Below are 20,876 nucleotides of genomic sequence, written 5' to 3'. Positions count from 1 at the left end.
TCGGCGTTCTCACCTCGTACCTCCGCTTGGCAGCCTCGGAAAATCAAGCCGAGGCTGCTTTTCCACTCCTATTTCAGAAGAACCACCGCATCGGCACTGTGACCAACGACGGGAACAGCGTTAGAAGTGCCAGCACCGTCAACTCAGCGATCATGAAGGGCATGACACCGACGACGACTTCGTCCATCTTGATCTTGGCGACGCCGCAAATCACGTTCAACGTCGTACCAACCGGTGGGGTAATCAGGCCGATGGCGTTGTTGATGATGAAGATAACGCCAAAATACACGGGATCGATGCCGGCTTGTTTGACGATGGGCATCAACACAGGCGTGAGGATCAAGATCGTCGGCGTCATGTCCATTGCCGTACCGACAACGACGATCACGATCATGATCACGACCAGCAGCAGTATCTGGTTGCCCATGAATGGCGAGAGCATTGCCGCCAATTGACCAGGCAGGTCAGCAACGGTAATCAACCATGAAGACACCATCGCCGCACCGGCGAGCAACATCACCACCGCAGTGATCTTGCCGGCATTGAGCAGCAGCCCGTACAGATCGGAAAACTTGATTTCCTTATACACCACCATGCCGACAAACAAGGCGTATACAGCGGCAACGACAGCCGCCTCGGTCGGTGTGAATACACCCATCTTCAAGCCGACAATGATGATCATCGGCATGATCAAAGCCCAGATGCCGTCGACCGCAGCGTGCCACACTTCGGCGAGACTCTTGCGCGGACTTGCCTTCAGATTGTCCTTGCGAATAACCCATGCCCATGCAACCAGAATACTCACACCCATCATGACACCCGGCACGATCCCAGCCAGGAACAGTTTGGTAATCGAGACCTGCGCGATGACGCCGAACATAACGAAAGCGATACTCGGCGGGATGACCGGCGCGATGATTCCGCCGGCGGCGATCAAACCTGCCGCGCGCGGTACGCTGTAACCGGCTTCGCGCATCATCGGGATAAGTAATACGCCGATCGCTGCCGTGTCCGCCGCAGCCGAACCGGACAGGCTGGCCATGATGATCGCGGCAAAAACGGCGACGTAGCCAAGCCCACCCCGGATGTGTCCGACCAAAGCCATAGCCAAGTTAACGATACGGCGCGATAGGCCGCCGGCGTTCATGAATTCACCGGCAAGCATGAAGAAGGGCACGGCCATCAGCACAAAATTGTCGGCCCCATCGATCGTGTTCTGCGCGATCAACTGCGCATCGAACATGTTCATGTGCAACATCAAGGCTACGCCGCACACCATCAGGGCGAAGGCGATCGGCATACCCAGCGCCATCGCACCGAGCAGCGAAGCCAAAAATACGGTTACAACCATGGTGTTCTCCCTGATCAGTTTCCGGCGCGCTTATCGTTATTCGCGCGTGTTTCTGGATTGAACGCCGTTTCCGCGTCCTCGCTGGTCTCCACTTCTTCGGATTCGGTAACCTGGATCAACTCGGCGTCAGTCGCTTTCCCGGAAAGAACTCGCCACGTGTTGCCTACAAGAATGATTCCGATACCGACGCTCATCACCAAGCCGGTCCCATAATGGAAGGCCATCGGGATACCGGTTGCCGGTTTGAGGGTCCCCCAACCGACGACTGTCTGGCGCCAGCTGCCAACGAAGAAGAGGTAGCACACCCAGAGCATCAGCGCGTTGCTGATCAGGACGAATGCCACCTTGCCGCCGCGCGGCAACCGCGCGATGAGTGAATCGACCCCAAGGTGCGCACGTTCGCGCATCGCAACGACAGAGCCAACAAAGACTAGCCAAAGAAAGCAGAATCGCGCCAATTCCTCGGATACGGTGATACCGGAATTGAAGACATAGCGCAGAACAACGTTACTGAAAACCATGATGACCATCATCGCGAGGGCGACCACGATGATTGTGTTCATGGCTTGCGTCAGATACTTGTCGAGGGTTTTCATCGGTACTCCAGGCGAACCGGAACGCTGGATGCGGCCTTGCTAGGCCGCTTCTCCCTATTCGATCACTCGGGTTCGCTGCAACGAAAAGCGTGAAGAACGCCCGGTACCACCCGGGCGTTTTCCTATGGACGGATTACTTCAGGTTTTTGGTCTTCTCAAGCTCTGCATAGAAGGCCTTGACCAACGACTGGTCGAGTTGGGCAGCGTACTTGTCCGTCACAGGCTTGATTGCATCACGCATGCGCGCGAGTTCCGCCGGGGCGATTTCGTTCAGCTGCATGCCATGGTCTGTCATCACCTTGCGCGACTTGTCCGTCATGGCACGGGCGGCCTTACGCTGCACATCGCGGGCTTCCACGGCGGCCTCTTCGAAGATCTTCTTCTCGTCAGCCGAGAGCGAATCCCAGAACTTCTTGCTGACCATCAGCATCTGCGGATTGTAAATGTGACGGGTGGCGCTGAAGTACTTCTGGACTTCGTAGAACTTGCTCGCATCGACGGTGGTTTCGGGGTTTTCCTGGCCGTCGACGGTCTTCGTTTCCATGGCCGAATAAAGTTCCGGGAACGGCATCGGCACGGCATTGGCACCCAGCGTGTTGAGCATGTCCACGTACAGCGGGTTCAGGATCGTGCGAATCTTCAAGCCCTTGATGTCTTCAAGCTTCGTGATCGGCCGCTTGCTATTGCTGATGCTGCGATAGCCTTGCTCCATGAAGCCGAGGCCGACCCATCCCTTCTCGGGCATGTAGTCCATCAGTTTCTTCCCGAACGGCCCGTCGAGCACGGCGTCGGCCTGTGCCGTATTGGCGAACGAGAACGGGAAGTCGAGAACGACGAACTCCTTGATCGTACCGACGAGTTGCGCCGGCGACATCATTGATACTTCAACCGTGCCGCCCTGCATTGCTGCTGCGACCTGCTGCTCACCGCCCAGCGTCCCGTTCGGGAAAATCTTGATCTTGATCTTGCCGCCGCTCTTCTTGTCGACGACGTCGACGAGCTTTTGAGCGCCTAGTCCTTGCGGGTGGTCGATCGCGTTAACGATCGGGAACTTCACGTTGCGTTCCTTGATGTCGGCGGCGTTCGCTGGGCCGACGGCCATGATCATGGCAGCGGCAAGTGCGATCGGGGTCAGGATCCTCTTCATTTGCTCCTCCTCTGAAATAGTTGGATGACGGCGCATGAAAATGCGGCGCTGAAGATTGACATATCGCCTTGCTGCGAGCAAAAAACAGGGGGAGTAAAAATACTCAGGCGGCCAAACGAATTGCGAGCGGTAATCAGGACGGAGTAACAGCTTCCCCGAGCCGACGTAGAAGCGCAGCGATGTCGTCGGCCAGAGAGGAAACGTCGTCTTCCGCCGCGCTGCCGTTACTCAGGCTTTGGTGCAACACGACGCAACGCTTCTGCAGATCATCGGCGCCGAGCATGCCGAGAATCGATTTGGCGCCGTGCAGGGTTTCGATCACTGCCGTTCGGTCTCCCCGCATCACAGCCGACTGCAACGTCTCGGCCATTCCCATCCGCTCACCCGTTACCCTGCGCACGAGTTGGGCGTAAAGCCCCCGACGCCCCATCATGCGAGATAACGCCTGCTTCACTTCAATCCCCGGGATATCCGCAACGCGAGCAAGCAGAATGGCCGTTTCGGTGCTCTCGTTATCGGTGGCTGTCGCTTCGCCGATCCTTTGTCCCGCTGTGTTTTCCGGCAGATGGCGAGCGAGCGTCGCGAACATCCGATTCGCTTGAATCGGCTTGGCGATATAGTCGTTCATCCCCGCGGCGAGACAACGCTCGGGATCGCCTTCCATTGCATCGGCCGTCAATGCCACGATCGGCAACGCCGCAAACCGCGGGTTCTTGCGAATCTCAGCGGTCGCCTCGAAGCCGTCCATGTTGGGCATGTGAACATCCATCAATACCAGATCAAAATCCTTCGCGTCGAGCAGGCGAATGCCCTGTTCACCGTCGTCCGCCACCGTGACCCGAGCTCCGAAGATTTCCAGCAGATCCTGCACGACCTCCTGGTTGATCTTGTTGTCCTCGATGAGCAGGATCGATCGACCGACCACGCATTCGCCGCCGCTCAAAACATTGCCCGCATCCGCGCGAGATCCGCTCGAGACACCGCCTGATGCGGGTGTGTTAGCCACTCCCCGGCGTAGCGGGAGTTCAAGCGAAAATACGCTGCCCTGCCCGGGCCGCGACGAGACTCCGACGACACCGCTCATCAGTTCAGCCAGGTTTCGGCTGATCGCGAGACCCAAGCCGGACCCTTCAAACTGCCGGGACATCGAGCCGTCGAGCTGCTGAAAAGGAGCAAACAACAGCGGCAACTTGTCTTCCGCGATGCCGATACCAGTATCTTCGACTTCAAAACGGACACGCACTGTTTCCGTGTCCAGGGGGCAAACCAACACCCTCAACGTAACGCTTCCCCGGTCGGTGAACTTGACCGCGTTGTTGGCAAAATTGATCAGGATTTGCCCGATCCGCTTGGCATCGCCGATCACCGCGGTGGGGACGTCCGTCAGAGGTTGGACGACCAAAGCCAGGCCTTTCGCTTCGGCTTGCTCCACGACCTGAGCGATGACATGGTCGATCAGGCCCGCGAGCGAAAACTCGGCGGCTTCGATGCGCAGCTTGCCGGCTTCGACACGGGAGAGGTCCAGGATGTCGTTAACAATGCTCAGCAAGTGTTCGCTCGAGGACCGAATGCGGCCTAGATACCGCCCGAGGCGGGCATCGCTGTTCACATGCGCCGCCAGTTCGCTCATGCCGATTATCGCGTTGAGCGGAGTCCGAATCTCGTGACTCATGTTGGCAAGAAATTCCGCCTTGGCCCGGCTCGCCGATTCGGCCATGTCACGCGCCGCTGCCAACTCTTCCGTACGCCGTACCACCTTGTTTTCCAGCGTCTGAGTGAGTTCCTGCAAATCGCGCTGCGTACGAATCAAGGTGCTGATATCCAGCGCCACCATGCCCACAGCCACGACGCGGCCGTCTTTGTCGCCCCTGACAGGAAAGTGCACCGTGCTGAACGTTTTCTCCGTTCCATCCGCTTCACGTTGCGTATGGTTGCGCGACACCGGGCGCCCTGTGCGCAAGACTTCCTTGTGTTCGACTTCTAGAAGACGCGCCTCATCGGCACGGAACACCTCCGCATCGGTTTTACCAAGCACGTATCCCGGGGAAAAATGGAAACTCGACTCGAATACCGGGTTGACCATCAGGTAACGCCCGTGAACATCCTTCATGTTCACGCCGGCCGGTATGTAGTCGCGAAAGGCGGCAAGGCGCTGTTCGCTGCGTGCCAGCGAACGACGTGATCGCCAATCGGCGGCAGTCAGCGCAACAATGAGCAGTGTTCCAATCGCGATCAGTGCCTGTAGCGCATGCCGCGCAAAATAGTAGGAACGGAAGGCTTCATCCATGTCTTCCTCGACCACGAGGCCGAATGCTGCGTCGGGAAGCCAGCGGGCAGCACCGACGACCCGCCGCCCCCGGTAATCCGCATAATCTTCCACCATGCCGGTGTCGAAGGAACTGAACTCAAGCAACTTCTCCACCACTCGCGTAAGTGGCTCGGTGCTGACGAGATCGGGGTCGGGTCGCCCGTCATCGTCGCGATTTGGCGTCACCCGCGCCAGCAGCCGGAAAAGGCTCCAGCCAGGCTCGGCCCCCTCGGGGGCCACAAGGCTTTTCTCGAAGCGAATCGGAGACAGGATGCGGCCTTCCTGGTCCACCACGTACGCTTCGCCGGTAATCCCCGGACGGCCGTCCCGTAGCAACCGGTAGAGACGCAATGACGGATTCTCGTGCAAGCAAAGAAACGCCATGCGCAGCCCGTCCTGATCGACCGGTGCGCATGACAGTTGGTAGGCATAGGCTGACGGGTTCTCAACCATGAGGGTGGAGAACGGATGCCTGGCTGATATCGGCGGTGTTACAGCACCGGAAAGCAACAACTCGGCTCGACGCAAGGTCTCTCGCGTGGATGGCAGCGGGAGCTGGCCGATGTAGGCCCGCGTCCCCGCCGTCATCACCCGCTTTCCGTCGGGCGTGATCAACGAATAATCGTCGAAGCCCCGGCTCTGGTAGAGCGGCGTGATCCATGCTTCGAAAGCGCTATGTACGGACGGATCATCCGGGTTCCCGATCAGTCGGGCCACCAACTCCTTATGCGCAGGCTCGTCGGCGATCTTGCGCGCGCGGGCGGCGGAATCCTGTTGCAGGAGAACGATGCCGCGCGACATCGTCTCAAGATTGCTGATGATGTGATCGGAGATGTTTCTCCGGTACTCCTTGAGGATCGCTTCAAGCACCGCCGTGCCGGTGGCGACAAGAACCACGATCGCCAGAAGGGCAAGAACGATGCGCGGCCAGAAGTCCTTGGATAACGGCCTCACTCGAATTCTCCAAGCAAGTCACGTAGAGATCGGCCTGCACTGACCTCGATCGCCATAGCGAGCTTCAGAGAAATAGACGGACGAGCTCGGCGACCGATTCGACGTGTAGCTTTTCCATCAGGCGAGCACGGTGATTCTCCACCGTGCGCACGCTGATATCCAGCTCCAGTGCGATTTTCGGGCTCGACTTCCCGTCCACGACCCGCTCGGCAACCTCCCGCTCTTTCGGCGTAAGCAACGCAAGGCGCGCTTCCCGCGTTACGCGCGCCATGTGTTCGTCATGAAGCTGACGGCTGCGTTCGAGTGCGCTGCGCACCTTGCTGAGCAACACGACGCCATCCACAGGTTTCTCAAGGAAGTCGAAGGCTCCGTCCTTGATCGCCTGAACGGCCAAGGGAACCTCTGCGTAACCTGAGACGAGGATGATCGGGAGATGGCTGCCCTTGCGAAGCAGTTCCTGTTGAACCTCGAGGCCGCCGATCTCGGGCATCTTCACGTCGCAGATGAGGCATTCGCAGGGACCGGCCACGTAGCTATCGAGAAATTTCCGTGCGGACGAGAAAGTGCGCACGTCGGCATCCGCGCCCTGGAGAAGTTCCTCGAACATCCACAGGACGATGTCATCGTCGTCGATGATATAAATGACGGGGCGGAACGACGGCAATGACACGGAGTGATCTAGCACCATACTTTAGGGGACGTCGACGCTACCACTATTGAAACGGCCATTCCAACCAATCTCCACGGAGGGCTCGCAGCGTTTGCCTCACTCCTCATCGTCTGCCGGTTCAAGTTCTTCCAGCGCTCCCAAGCGCGCCTGAGCTTCGCCCAGCGGCAACGCCTCGACGCCCTTGAGCTTGCGCTCGATCTGTCGCGTGCGCACACCCGCCGACTCGATGCTCTTGGTCGCCTGCTCAAGCTTCTTGCGCGTTGAATCGAGCGCCTCGCCAAAGCGGCCGAACTCTGTCTTAACCGCTCCAAGAACCGCCCACACCTCGGACGAGCGTTTTTCGATCGCCAACGTGCGGAAGCCCATCTGCAGGCTGTTGAGCAACGCCGCGAGCGTCGTCGGACCGGCGATACTCACGCGCAGATCACGCTGCAGCCCGTCAGCCAAACCGGGGCGACGCAGCGCTTCCGCATACAAGCCCTCGGTGGGCAGATAGAGGATGGCGAAATCCGTGGTATGCGGCGGTTCCACATACTTGTCACGAATCTTCCGTGCCTCATCGCGCAACCGTGCTTCGAGCGCCCTCGCCGCCAACTCCACCGCCCCGGAATCGGCACGGTCCTGCGCTTCGACGAGACGCTGATAGTCTTCCATCGGAAATTTGGCGTCGATCGGCAGCCACACGGGACGCTTGGCATGGTCACCCGCCTCGCGCCCCGGCAGCCGGATCGCAAACTCGACACGCTCGCTACTACCGGGTCGTGTCGCGACGTTCTTGTCGAATTGCTCGGCTGTCAGCAGTTGCTCGAGCAGCGATTCGAGCTGAACCTCGCCCCAGGTACCGCGCGTCTTCACGTTGGTCAGCACTTTCTTGAGGTCTCCGACGCCGGCCGCCAGCGTCTGCATCTCGCCGAGTCCTTTGTGCACCTGTTCGAGCCGCTCGCTGACCAGCTTGAAAGACTCACCGAGCCTTTGTTCGAGCGTTGCATGCAGTTTTTCGTCGACCGTCTTGCGCATTTCTTCGAGCTTGCCTGCATTCTCGGCCTGGATAGCGCCGAGGCGCGTCTCAACGGCAAGCCGAAGCTGCTCAAAACGCTGTTCGTTGCTCTGCGTCAAGCGGGTGAGCTGCAGAGCAAAGGATTCGAGTTGTTGTCCTTGCAGGCTACCGAGTTGGCCGACTTGTGTCGAAAGCGTCTTCGCCAGACGATCAAGCGACTGCGCCTGTTCATCGCGATCGGCTCGCGCCGTATTAGCAGATTCCAACCGACCGCGCGCCAACTCTTCGCGCAACTCGCGTTCAACACGCTCGATTCCGGTTTCAAGAGAGCGGAAGTACGGATCGAGCGAGACGTCCTTTTGCCCGGAGCGGCGTGCGATCACGATCTGCAAGCCGATGATGACAAGGAGAAGAACAACTGCCGCGTAAAGCAAGAAATCGGTCATTAGAAAACCCTGATGCGCGGCAACTCATCGTTCGCGCGTCTTCACAGTTCAAGGGAAGGCACGGGCGATGGACACCGCCTGCCGGTGATGCGTCGCCCGTCGAAACCGGAATTATCGCAGTGAAAAGTCCACGCGGCTCGTTTTCGTCTTCTCATCCGAATCGGACTTGCTTTCCGGAGCCTTGAGTTCCACCGGTTTCAGGAAGATGCGATCCGCTGGAATCTCCCGCGCAACGAGCCAATCGCGCACGCCTCGTGCTCTACGGTCCCCCAAGGATCGAAGATCGTCGTCGTCCACAACCGAATTGGCGAAGATCAGCTTCTCCATCTCCTCGACAGGCAACGTTTTCACGAGGCCGATCATGTTGCGCGGTTTCGGAAAACTCTCCGCGCGATAAACACGTTCGAGCAAAGCCGGATATTCCTGCTCGCTCACCTCCACACGTTCCGGCACGGCCTTGTCCCCGGCGGCTTTGACCAAATCCTCGCGCTTCAGCGCCCGAACCTTGCGTTCCAAGCGTGCCTTCTTCAAACCCTCACGATCCCGATCCGGGTCCACCCGCGCCTCGATTTCGAGCTTCAGCGCGGGACGATCGACAAGCGCCTTGGCCAACTGCTCGAGTCGCTTTTCCGCCGCCGGTGAAATGGCCGCGTAGCCAAAGTCGAAGTCGATATTCGACAGTTCCTCGCCACCCCCGAACATCGAGCCGATCAGCGCAAACGGGGAAGTAACGGCCTTCACCAACAGGTTCATGATGACTTTGACGACAAGGCCTCCAATGCTGAATTGCGGGTCGTTGAGCGAGCCCGATATCGGGAGATTCAGGTCGATCTCACCGGCACGGTTTTTCAACAACGCCACCGCCAGCGTCACCGGAAGCTTCACGGCGTCCGGGCTGTCGACCGGGTCACCGAAAGTAAGTTGATCGAGAAACACCCGGTTCTCCGCCACCAATTGATCGTTTTCGATCTTGTAATTGACGAACAGCGAAAGCTTGCCCTTATCGATCGCATAACCGGCATACTTGCCCGAATACGACGACAAGGAGGTAAGTTCCACCCCCTTGATGTCGGCTTGAAGGTCAAGATAGGGCTTGGCCGACAACGGGTTGATCTTCGCCGTGATGTTCAATGGCGCCACGTTGTCATAACTGCCCCGCAACTCCAGGCTCGCCACGCTACCCGGTGCAGATGACAGCCCTGTGACGCGGCCCCCGATCTGACGCAGGTTGGCCGAGTAGTTGGGCTTCACAAAGTTGTCGGTAAAGCGGATCGTGCCCCCCTGCAAAGTGATCTTGTCGATCCTGACCGGCGGCAGAGGACTCGCCGGCGCCTCAGCTTGAGCAAGTGGAGCAGCCGCTTTGCCGTCGGACGTCTTTTTTTCAGGGACCGGCTCGGTTTTCTCCGCCGTAGCCACCGGTGCCGAGTTTGGCCCATCGCCCGGCTTGCGCACGATCTGCATGAGATTGAGTTTTCCTTCCGGGCTCACGATGACGCGTGCAAAGAAGTCGGAAAGTGCGACGTCGCCGACTACCAGGGAATCCGGGTTGAGCTTGGCCTCGATCTTCCCGAAGTAGAACGATTTCCAGCGGAGGAATTCGGCTTCATTGAGCTTGTCGACGGCGCGGAAATCACCGAGCGTCACTTGCCCGGAAAAACCACCCGTCATGCCAGCGGAGGTTTCCGCCCCCTTTGCCTTTTCCGGGAGTCCGAACTTGGCATCGCCGTTCATGCTCAGGTGGCCGCTTGTTACCGCCACATTGAGCTTTTCTGAAAAATACGGCTGCAAAGGCAACAGTTCGAGCGTCTTCACATCGACCTTCATGTCGGCGTTCAATGGAGCAGGAGTCAAGTTCCCCTCTGCCGCGACTTCGCCTTTGCCATTGAGCTTAAAGTGCAAAGATACTCGAGCAGGTTCCGTCGAACCGACACTGAAGTTCTGTACCTCAAACCCGAGGCCGCTCACGGTCTGAGCCGTCGCGGGCGAGACTCCTGCGTCGTCGAACCGAAGATCGATCGACTCGCCCGCGGCGTGGGCCACCTTCACTTTCCACGGGCTCGCCTCACCTTCTGGTGGAGTTGCGGGTGCGGGTATCGACGAAGCCGATTTGGCCCGTAAATTAGGCGTATTTATCCAGGCGATGCTGCCTTTGGCATCACGTTTAGCACCGCCGCGCACTCCCCGAACAAGCAGGTCGCCGACGACGACCTCCCGTTTGGCGATATCGATTTGCCCCTCCTTCACGGCCAACGACTCCACCGCCAACGACTCTGCGGCAGCGGCTCGCAGGCCGAGTTCGAACGTTGCCGGCGCCGCGCCTTTGCTCGACAGTTTCTTGACCGCAACGTCGATCGCTTCGACACTCGCCTTGAACGGCACGCCATTCGACTCATCGAGCCAACGCAAGACTCCATCCGTTACCCGAACTTCACCGACAGACCATTCCACGGGGGATGCCTGTGGCGCACCCGGGGAACGCGGATTAGCGGCCGGCTGGGCCGCCTGGCTTCCGCTGCTCTGGACCCGTTCAAGCAAATCCAGCCAGTTGAGGGTGCCATCCTTACTCGCACTTGCGCTGACGTCCGGTGACTCCAGGCGTACGTGTTCGACGGTAAATCTCCGGTGCAGCAAGTCGGCCGAACCGAGCGCGATCTCAAGTTTCTTGAATGCGGCCAATGGCGAACCCGACGCTTCCTTCACGTCGAAGTTCTTCACGACCGCCATACCCGACACCGTCAGGGCGGCGGGTTTGTCTTTTTCTTGACGAAAAACGAGCTTGAGGTCAGTGTCCAATGCGCCGGACATTTTGATCGGGAGGTCGAACGGCAGATAGTCCAGGTATTTGCTGAGCTGCAGATCGGCCAGATCCAGAGCAAGCTCGCTCTCGAGCGAGTCGGCAAAGGGCTTGCTACGCCCGGAAAGATCAAGCGGTGCGCCATTGACCTTGGCGGAAAATGCCGGTTCGACGAAGGTATCGGTCGCGTAAGCCATGCTCGACACAAAAGGCAGGGTCAAGGCGATATCGCTCACCATGTGTTTTTCGTCGACCAGTTCATCGATGAACTCGACCGAACCGCCGGACAGTTGGATGTTGTTGACCGAAAACCGGGGCGGCGGCTCGTCACTCGCCGGTTTGGCCATAAACTCGTCAAGGAGGTCGGAGAAGTTGTACCGCCGGTCTTTTCCACGTACCAGACGCACACGTGGGTTGACGAGTTGAACCTCATTGAGAACAGGGCCGCCGCGCAGGATCGACGATGACTCAACATTGAGATAGAGCCGATCGAATCCTAGAAATGTCTCTTCGCCAGCGCGCTCCTTAACCGCGAATCCTTCCACGGTCAATGAGAGCGCGTAGGGATTCATGCGCAACGATTCGATGGCAACCGGTCGATGCAAAGCGGCGCTCAGTTGATTGACCAGAACCGCCTTGACGATCGGAGGCAAGACAAGAAAACCGAGGACTCCAATAGCCACCAGCGCGATCAGGAAGCGCACACCGTACTTACGCGTTCTTGGCGATGCGAGCGCTCGTTGCAGATCTGCCTTGTCCATCATCTTATCCACCCGTAATTTTCCTTGGGAATACCCAATTTATCATGAACACACGCCCTGAAATCACGCTCGGCCCCAGGATGCGAGCAACACCCCGCTGTTCAAGCTAGAATTGCCGGCGCAGCAGACTTTTGTTTTGGACCATGGATGAGAACCCTCGTCATCGAAGATAGTGCCAGCGGCCGGCAACTCCTTTGCGACTACCTGCGCAAGATAGGAATTGCGCCGATTGCAGCGGTGAGCGGCAACCAAGGCATAGCTCTCTTTGAACAGCAGCGGCCCGACCTCGTTCTTCTCGACGCCACCATCCCCGATATCAACAGCCTGGAACTCGTCCAGCGAATACGTCATGCAGAACGCGCTGGCGAATGGACGCCGGTGTACTTGTTCGGCCCGCGAGACAGCGGTTGGCTCGAACGAGCGATCTCGGCCGGGGCCGACGATTACCTTTGCCTGCCCGTCAACGAAACGATCCTGGCCTCGAAAATCAGGGCCACGCAGCGAATCGTGGCGGCGCGCCAGTATTTGGTCACCCTAACCAAGGAGCTTGAGTCAGCCAACCAGGAACTCAAGCGCGTGAGCGGACTCGACCCCCTCACGGGCATCGCCAACCGGCGCCAGTTCGACATCATGCTTCTACGCGAGTGGCGGCGCGCCATGCGTCAAGGTGAGGAACTATCGGTTCTCATGTGCAACGTCGATGCTTTCACACGCTATAACGAGACCTACGGCACGACCGCTGGTGACGATTGTCTGCGCCGAGTAGCGAAGACCCTGGCGCAGTCGACGGACCGCGGCGGAGACCTCCTCGCTCGGTACGGCGGCGGACAATTCGCCGCCGTTTTACCGGCCACTGCGGCGGCGGGTGCGACTTGTGTAGCCGAGCAGATGCGGCTGGCCGTCAATCAGCTCGAACTCGAGAATATCGACGCGTCCAATCGCCGCGTGACGTTAAGCTTCGGCGTCGCGTCGGCAGTAGCCATGCCGGAGACGTACGCGCAAGACCTTGTCGACGTTGCCGATATCGCTCTTTACACGGCAAAACAGCGCGGCGGCAATCAGGTTTGCCACATCGCCTCGCTCGACCCCCAACTTACTTGAATCAGCCCCCATGGCTCGTACCAATTCCCCAAAAATCCTGATCGTCGATGACAACGACCTCATGCGTGCGCTCTTGCGTGGCATTCTGCGCAGCGAGAGCTACGTGGTCATCGGCGAAACGAAAAATGGCGCACTCGCGCTCGAATTCATCGAGAAGGAAAAGCCCGATATCGTTTTTCTCGATGTCATGATGCCGGAGATGGACGGGCTCGAAGCGTTGCAGAACATAAAGAGCAAGTATCCGCAAACGGTCGTCATCATGATTACCGGCAACCCGAGCGTTGAGAATGTGCAGGAGTCCATACAGAACGGCGCCGACGGATTCATCGTGAAGCCGTTCAACTCGGCAAAAGTCCTCGATACCCTCGATCGCGCCTGGCAAGTTGCTTAGCGAGGAGCGAGGTTGAGCGGCTTCGTGAGTTTTGAAGAACTGAGTCTTTCGGGCTAAAACCGTACCGCTCAAAAATCGTTCTTCCACGCACGAAGCGTCGTGAATACGGCCAACGCATCGTCCGACGCGGCCCCTCTTTCTTTCGCGCAAGCGATGACTGACGGCTCCCGGCAGCGTAGAAATGGATTCGTGGCTTTTTCCCCGGCGATAGTGAATGGCACTGTGGCATCGCCCTTGGCCCGGGCCACCGCTACGTCGTCGACGCGGTCGCGTAGAGCTCGATTGCCCGACTCGACCGCCAGCGCAAACCGCAGGTTGGCCTCGGTGTATTCGTGTGCGCAGTAAACCCGAGTGTCATCCGGCAACGAAGCAAGTTTCGCGAGCGATGCCTGCATTTGGGCCGGCGAGCCTTCGAACAGACGGCCGCACCCTGCCCCGAACAGGGTGTCGCCGCAAAACAGCACGCCACTCCCGTAATAAGCCAAGTGCCCGAGGGTATGGCCAGGCACGGCGAAGACCTGCATTTCGACGCCTAAGGAAGTCAGACAAATCGTCTCGCCGCCGCGCAGAGGCTGGCTCAAACCCGTGATAGACTCCGCGGCCGGCCCGAAGACCTCCGCCGAATAGTGCGCCAACAGTTCTGATACGCCGCCCTGGTGATCGCGATGGTGGTGTGTGATGAGAATCGACGTCAGCGTTAGCCCTTCCCGCTGCAGGAAGGAAAGCACGGGTGCGGCATCTCCCGGATCAACGACAACGGCCGCGCTGCCTTTCCGCAGCAGCCAGATGTAGTTATCCTTGAAAGCCGGAATCCTGACGATGTCGAACATGCGCTGATTGTGGAAGAACCGCGAAAAATGTCAAACCCAGGTATCGACGAATGGCTGGAGACCCCGCAAGGTCGCTACGTCATGGCCTGGGAACAGGAGAAGGTGGACAGCGTCGTTTCCGACTTGTTCGGATACAACGCGCTCCAGCTCGGTTTGCCGCAATACGATCTCCTCGCTCAAAACCGCATCCCGCTACGGCAAAGCGCTGGTGACTCCGGCGGTGTTGACGTCCTTTGCGATTTCCGCGAGTTACCCTTCGCCGCAAACAGCATCGACTTGGTCGTGCTGCCGCATGTCCTTGAGTTCTACGAAGACCCGCACCAGATCCTGCGCGAAGTCGAACGGGTATTGATCCCCGACGGCCAATTAGTCATTACCGGCTTCAACCCGTTCTCGCTGTGGGGCCTACGCCGCCGTCTTCCCAAGCATTCGCGGCGTTTTCCCATGAATGGGAATTACATTTCGGTCTTACGTCTCAAGGACTGGCTGCAATTGCTTAGTTTCGAGGTCGACCGCGGAAATTTCGGATGCTACGCGCCACCGTGTCACGAACAGCGCTGGCTGAAGCGGTGGCATTTCATGGAAGCGGCCGGTGATCGCTGGTGGAGTTTTGCCGGCGGCGTCTATTTGCTGCGAGCTGTCAAACGCGTGCGCAGCATGCGGCTTATCCTGCCGCCATGGGGCCAGAAGAAACTCGCGCGCAAACCCTTTACCGCCGTAACCCAAAAGGAAATCGAACGTGGCCGTTGAAACAGAAGTGACTATCTATGCGGACGGCGCTTGCCGCGGCAACCCGGGCCCTGGGGGCTGGGGAGCCCTCCTGCAGGCAGGGGGCGCCGAAAAAGAACTCTGGGGCGGCGAGACACCGACGACGAACAACCGCATGGAACTCACCGCGGTCATCCGGGCACTGGAAGCCCTGAAGCGTCCCAGCGCGGTCACGATCTTCACCGACTCACAGTACGTGCAAAAGGGAATCAGCGCCTGGATTCACAATTGGAAACGCAACGGCTGGCGGACGAGCGACAAGAAACCGGTCAAGAATGCTGACCTCTGGCAAGCACTGGACAAGCTGGTCCAGCTCCATGTGATCCGCTGGGAATGGATCAAGGGACACGCCGGGCATGCCGGCAATGAGCGCGCCGACCGCCTTGCGAACCGCGGCATAGACGAACTATTGGCGGCATGAGGCGTAAAAAGCACGGTTCCGACTCGATGGTATAGCGGCGGCGCTTCGGTGCTAGAGAAGAGATAAAGGGACAAAATATGCGTCAGATTTTTCTGGATACGGAAACCACCGGCCTTGAACACAAGCTCGGTCACCGGATCATCGAACTCGGCTGCGTGGAAATGCGCAACCGGCGGTTATCCAATCGGCATTTTCACCGCTATCTCAATCCGGAGCGAGAAATTGATGCCGGAGCGCTCGCGGTACACGGCATCAGCCTCGAGTTCCTGCAAGACAAACCCCGTTTCGCCGAGATTGCCGCTGAATTCCTGGATTTCGTGCGGGGCGCGGAACTGATCATCCATAACGCGCCCTTCGACATCGGCTTCCTCAACGCCGAGCTCGCTCGGCTCGACATGGCGCCGATCGAGACGGTCTGCCACGCCGTACAGGACACGTTGGTTCTTGCCAAGGAGTTGCACCCGGGAAAGAAAAACAACCTGAATGCCCTCTGCGAGCGCTACGGAATCGACAACTCGCATCGAACGCTGCACGGTGCCTTGCTCGACGCCGAGATCCTGGCTGAAGTCTACGTCTCGATGACGCGCGGGCAGGAAAGCCTGATCATGGACCTCGGTGAAGAGGCCCTCGCGAATGCGCCAGTCCTTGAACGAACCCAGGTGGGCATTGAAGTGGCACGGCGAGCGCAATGCGTTATCCGTGCCGATGTCGACGAAATCGCTGCCCACGAAGCGCTTCTGGCCGCCATACAAAAGGAAAGCAAGGGAAAATGCCTGTGGCTGGAGGCGGAAAGCACGGAGAACGCGGCGTAACTGCATAGCGGAGAATCGGGGCTTCGGGCCGACTCTCGCGCCCGAAAGAGATCGTTAGTTCCCGGGGGCTGCGCTGCAATAAAAAACCCGGGCTGACATCCCGGGTTTTCTTCTCCGCTTGATCGATTCCTTCAGGAATTGCCGGCGTTTTCCTTTTCTGGTTGCCGTTTGGGGCGCCGATGCTGCCGCTTAGGCGGCCGCCCTTCCGGCCGGCCCTCTTGCGGCTGCCGTGGCTCTTGGCGCCCTCCCCCATTCTTGGGTTGATTGCGCTCCGGTCGCCGGCCAGGCATGGGCGCGCCCGTCTGCCGGTCAAGCGGCCGTTCCGATTCGCGATTGCCTGGCGCTGTCCGGATCTCGAGCTCGTTCAACTCGTCCCACTGCTCATCGGTACGGTCGCGCTCTGGAATCGCCTGAAGTTCTCGAATTCGGCGGCGTAAATCAACTGGTTGCGGATCATTCATAGGCACATTATGAACTACTCGCGCGTATTCGTTCAATACTCGCGATGTAGTCAGGGTTTATGCCTGGGCGTCGGCTTCGTGCGCGAACCGACCTATAATGATCGATTTTTTCCGGATCGCACCATGTGGTTCAAGAACATGCAGGCGTATCGCTTGCCGAAAAACTGGGAAATGGACGTCGGCCAACTGGAGGAACGCCTAGCCTCGTTCACGTTACAACCGTGCAATGCCACGGACGCGCAGAGCCTCGGCTGGGTTGCGCCCAGAGATGGCGGCCCGCTCGTCCATAGCGTGAATCGCCAGTGGCTGATCGGTCTCGGCACAGAAAAGAAGTTGTTGCCATCCTCGGTCGTCAAGCACTTTGCCAATGAACGCGCCAAGGAGATTGCCGAAACCGAGGGCCGCCGCGTTGGCCGCAAAGAAATGCGTGACCTGCGCGAAGCGATTACACTCGAACTATTGCCCCGTGCGTTCACGCACCGGCGTACCACGTACGGCTGGATCGACCCGATCAACGGCTGGCTCGTAATTGACGCGTCCGCACGCGCCAAAGCCGAGGAATTCATTGAACACCTGCACAAGTCCGTCGACGGATTGCCCGTGCGGTTAGTCAATGTCAACCAGTCCCCCTCCGCCGCAATGACGGGCTGGCTGGCGGATGGCGATGCTCCCGCAGGATTCACGCTGGATCAGGACCTTGAACTCCGCTCGGCCGAGGACGCCAAGGTCCGTTACGTCAAGCACACGCTCGAAGGCGAGGAGATTCCGAAACACATCGCCGAAGGCAAGGTCGTGACGCGCGTCGCGCTGACATGGAACGACAAGGTATCGTTCCAGCTCGACGAAAAAATGCAGATCAAGCGTCTGGCCTTTCTCGACATCCTCAAGGAACAAGCAGACGAGCAGGCTGAAAACGATGATGAGCGCTTCGACATCGACTTCACGCTCATGACCGGTGAAGTCGCGCACTTGCTGGATGACCTAATGCAAGCGCTCGGCGGCGAACGAGAGGACCAAGCCTGAGCGTTAAAGCGGGGGCGGCGCTGAAACGACTTGACGCTTCTTAGTCGAACAGCCCGGGTTGCAGCGGCGCGAGATTCTCATTCTTGACGGAGAAGCGCACAGGTTGTCCGCTGCGCCCGATCGCCTCGACCATCATGCGGCCCCCACAGGTTTCCGCCACGACGCGGACGTTGTAACCACCGCGCGCCAGCGTTCGGCTTTTGCCGACATACGTCACGATGGCCCCGATCTGGGGAAGCGGCGCCGATTTTTTTCTTGGCATGTCTCGCGCTTCATCCGAATATGGCGCGGATGGTAGCAGCCGCGCATCAAATCTTACAAGCTGCCCGGCCATTCCCGAAATACGCCACAGCCTCCGTATATAATTCAACGTTTGTCGCTTATCGTCCCCTAAAGCTATGGAAGCAGAACAGCTCAATGCCATCGCCAACCGACTCTCGGATATCGCCAAGCGCGCCGACGAGTTGCGGAGGTATCTTTGACTACGATCAGAAATCTGACCAACTGAATGCCGTCAATCGCGAACTCGAAGACCCAAGCGTTTGGGATAACACCGAGCGCGCGCAGGAACTATCCAAAGAGAAGAAATCGCTAGAGAACGTTGTACTAACACTGGACCGGGTCTCCGACAATCTCAAGGATGCCGAGGAGTTGTTCGGCATGGCGCGCGACGAGAACGACGACGACACTTTGCAAGCCGTTGCGGGCGATATCGACGGCATCGAGAAGGAAGTGGCTGCGCTCGAGTTTCGCCGTATGTTCAATAATCCGGCGGACCCACTCAACTGCTTCATCGACATCCAGGCAGGAGCCGGCGGCACCGAGGCGCAGGACTGGGCATCGATGCTGCTTCGCATGTACATCAAGTACGGCGAACGCAAGGGTTATGGCGTCGAAGTTTTGGAAGACTCGGAAGGCGACGTGGCCGGCATCAAGACGGCAACGATCAAATTCTCCGGCGAATATTGCTTTGGCATGCTGCGATCGGAAACAGGTATCCATCGGCTCGTGCGCAAGTCGCCATTCGACTCGAACGCGCGCCGCCATACGAGTTTCGCGTCGGTATTCGTCTATCCTGAAATCGACGACTCGTTCGAGATCGAGATCAATCCCGCTGATTTGCGCATCGACACCTACCGCGCCTCGGGTGCTGGTGGGCAGCATATTAACAAGACGGACTCGGCCGTCCGGATTACCCATATGCCGTCGGGAATTGTCGTCCAGTGCCAGAATGACCGGTCGCAGCACCGGAACCGGGCCGAGGCAATGGCAATGCTGAAATCAAGGCTCTACGAAGCGGAAATGCGCAAACGCCAAGCGGAGCAACAGAAGCTGGAGGATTCCAAGACCGATATCGGCTGGGGCCACCAGATTCGCTCTTATGTGCTCGATCAGTCGCGGATCAAGGATCTCCGTACCAACGTCGAGTTCGGCGACACGCAGCGTATTCTCGACGGCGACCTCGACGCCTTCATCGAAGCGAGCCTCAAACAGGGTGTCTGACGACCCGCTGTCCGCTGCGAAACAAAGAATTTAATCCATCCAAGAGAACGACATGTCCGACCAGACCACCACCGCCTCCGAACAAGACGAGAACCATATCATCGCCGAGCGTCGCGCGAAGCTCGCCGAATGGCGTGCGACGGGTAAGGCTTATCCCAACGACTTCGAGCGTGAAAACATCTCGGGCAAAATCATTGAGCTGTACGACTCGAAAACGAGTGAGGAGCTGGAAGCGAATCCTGTCGAAGTCAAGGTCGCCGGTCGCATCATGCTCAAACGGGTGATGGGCAAAGCATCGTTCATCACCATTTCCGATGTCGGTGGCCGCATCCAAATCTACGTGGCACGCGACAAGGTAGGCGAGGAGGAATACGCGGCATTCAAGCGCTGGGATATCGGGGACATCGTAGGCGTCGTCGGCCCGCTCTTCCGCACGAAGACCAACGAACTGACCGTGCAAGCCAACGATATCCGCCTGCTGTCAAAGTCGTTGCGCCCGCTTCCGGAGAAATTCCACGGTCTCACGGACCAGGAACAGAAGTACCGGATGCGCCACCTCGACTTGATCATGAACGAGCAGTCGCGCTTCACCTTCGTCGCGCGCAGCCGGATTGTGCAATCGATCCGCAACTACATGTGCAGCCACGGCTTCCTCGAAGTCGAAACGCCGATGATGCACCCCATTCCCGGTGGTGCGTCGGCGCGCCCATTCATGACTCACCACAACGCGCTCGACATGCCGTTGTACTTGCGCATTGCACCGGAGTTGTACCTCAAGAAGCTTGTCGTCGGTGGTTTTGAAAAGGTCTTCGAACTCAACCGCAATTTCCGCAACGAAGGCATGAGCCCGCGCCATAATCCCGAGTTCACGATGATGGAGTTCTATGAGGCCTACAGCGAGTATCACAAGCTGATGGATTTCACCGAGGGCGTCCTACGCCATTCGGCGCGAGAAGCTCTGGGCGCTGAGGTTTTCGAATACCAGGGTCGTACGCTCGATCTCTCCAAGCCATTCGATCGCCTGACGATGGTCGAGGCGATCATGAAATACCGTCCGCAGTACACGCTGGAGCAACTGAATGACGCCGACTGGCTCCGTCAGAGGCTCACCGCGATGAAGGTCGAACTGAAGCCCGGTATGGGACTCGGTACGCTGCAGCTCCTGATGTTCGAAGAAACGACCGAAGCCGATCTGTGGGATCCGACGTTCATTATCGACTACCCGGCGGAGATCAGCCCGCTGGCACGTTCGAGCGATGCGAACCCTGAGATTACCGAACGCTTTGAACTCTTCATCGTCGGGCGGGAAATCGCCAACGGTTTCTCCGAGCTCAACGATCCCGAGGACCAAGCTGAGCGCTTTATGGCGCAAGCCAAAGCCAAGGACGCGGGCGACGAAGAAGCAATGTATTACGACGCTGACTACATTCGCGCTCTTGAATACGGGCTTCCCCCGACCGGTGGTTGCGGAATCGGCATCGACCGTCTGGTAATGCTGCTCACCGATTCGCCGAATATCCGGGACGTGATCCTCTTCCCGCA

Annotated in this window: 17 protein-coding genes; 8 read left to right on the top strand and 9 right to left on the bottom strand. The window is 58.6% G+C overall.

Annotation, left to right across the window (positions count from 1 at the left end; translation table 11 throughout):
* Nucleotides 1-73: 73 nt before the first annotated feature.
* From NZ453_RS20220 to NZ453_RS20190, 7 genes are all read right to left on the bottom strand, one after another.
* On the bottom strand, nucleotides 74-1,351 hold the full coding sequence (locus tag NZ453_RS20220; protein WP_263771416.1) for a TRAP transporter large permease subunit: 1,278 nt from the start codon (nucleotides 1,349-1,351) through the stop codon (nucleotides 74-76).
* Nucleotides 1,352-1,365: 14 nt separating this feature from the next.
* A complete protein-coding gene (locus NZ453_RS20215) occupies nucleotides 1,366-1,947 on the bottom strand; it encodes a TRAP transporter small permease (RefSeq protein ID WP_263771415.1) in 582 nt (193 codons plus the stop codon).
* A 133-nt stretch (nucleotides 1,948-2,080) separates the two neighbouring features.
* Nucleotides 2,081-3,094 carry a TRAP transporter substrate-binding protein gene (locus NZ453_RS20210; protein ID WP_263771414.1) on the bottom strand — a complete coding sequence of 338 codons (1,014 nt, stop codon included), beginning with the start codon at nucleotides 3,092-3,094 and terminating at the stop codon, nucleotides 2,081-2,083.
* A 133-nt stretch (nucleotides 3,095-3,227) separates the two neighbouring features.
* On the bottom strand, nucleotides 3,228-6,356 hold the full coding sequence (locus NZ453_RS20205) for a PAS domain-containing hybrid sensor histidine kinase/response regulator (protein ID WP_263771413.1): 3,129 nt from the start codon (nucleotides 6,354-6,356) through the stop codon (nucleotides 3,228-3,230).
* 64 nt (nucleotides 6,357-6,420) lie between these two features.
* Nucleotides 6,421-7,026, bottom strand: a complete 606-nt coding sequence (locus NZ453_RS20200) for a response regulator transcription factor (protein WP_263771412.1) — start codon at nucleotides 7,024-7,026, stop codon at nucleotides 6,421-6,423.
* 96 nt (nucleotides 7,027-7,122) lie between these two features.
* Complete coding sequence (locus NZ453_RS20195; RefSeq protein ID WP_263771411.1) at nucleotides 7,123-8,469, bottom strand: DNA recombination protein RmuC; 1,347 nt, start codon at nucleotides 8,467-8,469, stop codon at nucleotides 7,123-7,125.
* 111 nt (nucleotides 8,470-8,580) lie between these two features.
* Nucleotides 8,581-12,027: a DUF748 domain-containing protein gene (locus NZ453_RS20190; RefSeq protein ID WP_263771558.1), complete on the bottom strand. Its 3,447-nt coding sequence runs from the start codon at nucleotides 12,025-12,027 to the stop codon at nucleotides 8,581-8,583.
* Between the two features lie 144 nt (nucleotides 12,028-12,171).
* Between NZ453_RS20190 and NZ453_RS20185 the strand changes: the two genes are divergently transcribed.
* Both NZ453_RS20185 and NZ453_RS20180 read left to right on the top strand, forming a co-directional pair.
* Nucleotides 12,172-13,125 carry a GGDEF domain-containing response regulator gene (locus NZ453_RS20185; protein WP_263771410.1) on the top strand — a complete coding sequence of 318 codons (954 nt, stop codon included), beginning with the start codon at nucleotides 12,172-12,174 and terminating at the stop codon, nucleotides 13,123-13,125.
* A gap of 10 nt (nucleotides 13,126-13,135) precedes the next feature.
* Entirely contained in the window at nucleotides 13,136-13,516 is a 381-nt protein-coding gene (locus NZ453_RS20180) for a response regulator transcription factor (RefSeq protein ID WP_263771409.1), read from the top strand.
* Between the two features lie 68 nt (nucleotides 13,517-13,584).
* Here NZ453_RS20180 and gloB read toward each other — a convergent pair whose 3' ends face one another.
* Nucleotides 13,585-14,346, bottom strand: a complete 762-nt coding sequence (gene gloB, locus NZ453_RS20175) for a hydroxyacylglutathione hydrolase (RefSeq protein WP_263771407.1) — start codon at nucleotides 14,344-14,346, stop codon at nucleotides 13,585-13,587.
* 27 nt (nucleotides 14,347-14,373) lie between these two features.
* On the opposite strand from gloB, the gene NZ453_RS20170 reads away from it, so the two are divergent.
* The 4 genes from NZ453_RS20170 (at nucleotide 14,374) to NZ453_RS20155 (ending at nucleotide 17,831) form a co-directional block, all read left to right on the top strand.
* Entirely contained in the window at nucleotides 14,374-15,096 is a 723-nt protein-coding gene (locus NZ453_RS20170) for a class I SAM-dependent methyltransferase (RefSeq protein ID WP_263771406.1), read from the top strand.
* Nucleotides 15,086-15,535: a ribonuclease HI gene (rnhA, locus tag NZ453_RS20165; protein WP_263771404.1), complete on the top strand. Its 450-nt coding sequence runs from the start codon at nucleotides 15,086-15,088 to the stop codon at nucleotides 15,533-15,535. Before NZ453_RS20170 ends, rnhA begins: the two co-directional genes overlap by 11 nt.
* 77 nt (nucleotides 15,536-15,612) lie before the next feature.
* Nucleotides 15,613-16,347, top strand: coding sequence for a DNA polymerase III subunit epsilon (dnaQ, locus tag NZ453_RS20160; RefSeq protein WP_263771402.1), 735 nt, complete (start codon nucleotides 15,613-15,615; stop codon nucleotides 16,345-16,347).
* A gap of 584 nt (nucleotides 16,348-16,931) precedes the next feature.
* Nucleotides 16,932-17,831, top strand: coding sequence for a recombination-associated protein RdgC (locus tag NZ453_RS20155; protein WP_263771401.1), 900 nt, complete (start codon nucleotides 16,932-16,934; stop codon nucleotides 17,829-17,831).
* Between the two features lie 40 nt (nucleotides 17,832-17,871).
* Here NZ453_RS20155 and NZ453_RS20150 read toward each other — a convergent pair whose 3' ends face one another.
* Nucleotides 17,872-18,093 (bottom strand): hypothetical protein, encoded by a 222-nt coding sequence (locus NZ453_RS20150; protein WP_263771400.1) that lies wholly within the window; start codon nucleotides 18,091-18,093, stop codon nucleotides 17,872-17,874.
* Between the two features lie 136 nt (nucleotides 18,094-18,229).
* Between NZ453_RS20150 and prfB the strand changes: the two genes are divergently transcribed.
* Both prfB and lysS read left to right on the top strand, forming a co-directional pair.
* Nucleotides 18,230-19,334, top strand: a protein-coding gene (gene prfB / locus NZ453_RS20145) for a peptide chain release factor 2 (RefSeq protein ID WP_263771399.1) whose coding sequence is annotated in 2 segments (ribosomal slippage) — nucleotides 18,230-18,310 and nucleotides 18,312-19,334 — 1,104 coding nt in all. Because the reading frame shifts where the segments join, the coding sequence is not laid out codon by codon here.
* 52 nt (nucleotides 19,335-19,386) lie between these two features.
* Nucleotides 19,387-20,876 (top strand): lysine--tRNA ligase (gene lysS, locus NZ453_RS20140; RefSeq protein ID WP_263772737.1); only part of this gene is annotated, 1,490 nt, incomplete at its 3' end.

It is taken from the genome of Propionivibrio soli, assembly GCF_025770765.1.
Lineage (GTDB): Bacteria > Pseudomonadota > Gammaproteobacteria > Burkholderiales > Rhodocyclaceae > Propionivibrio > Propionivibrio soli.
This window is presented reverse-complemented; position numbering and strand designations above follow the sequence as displayed.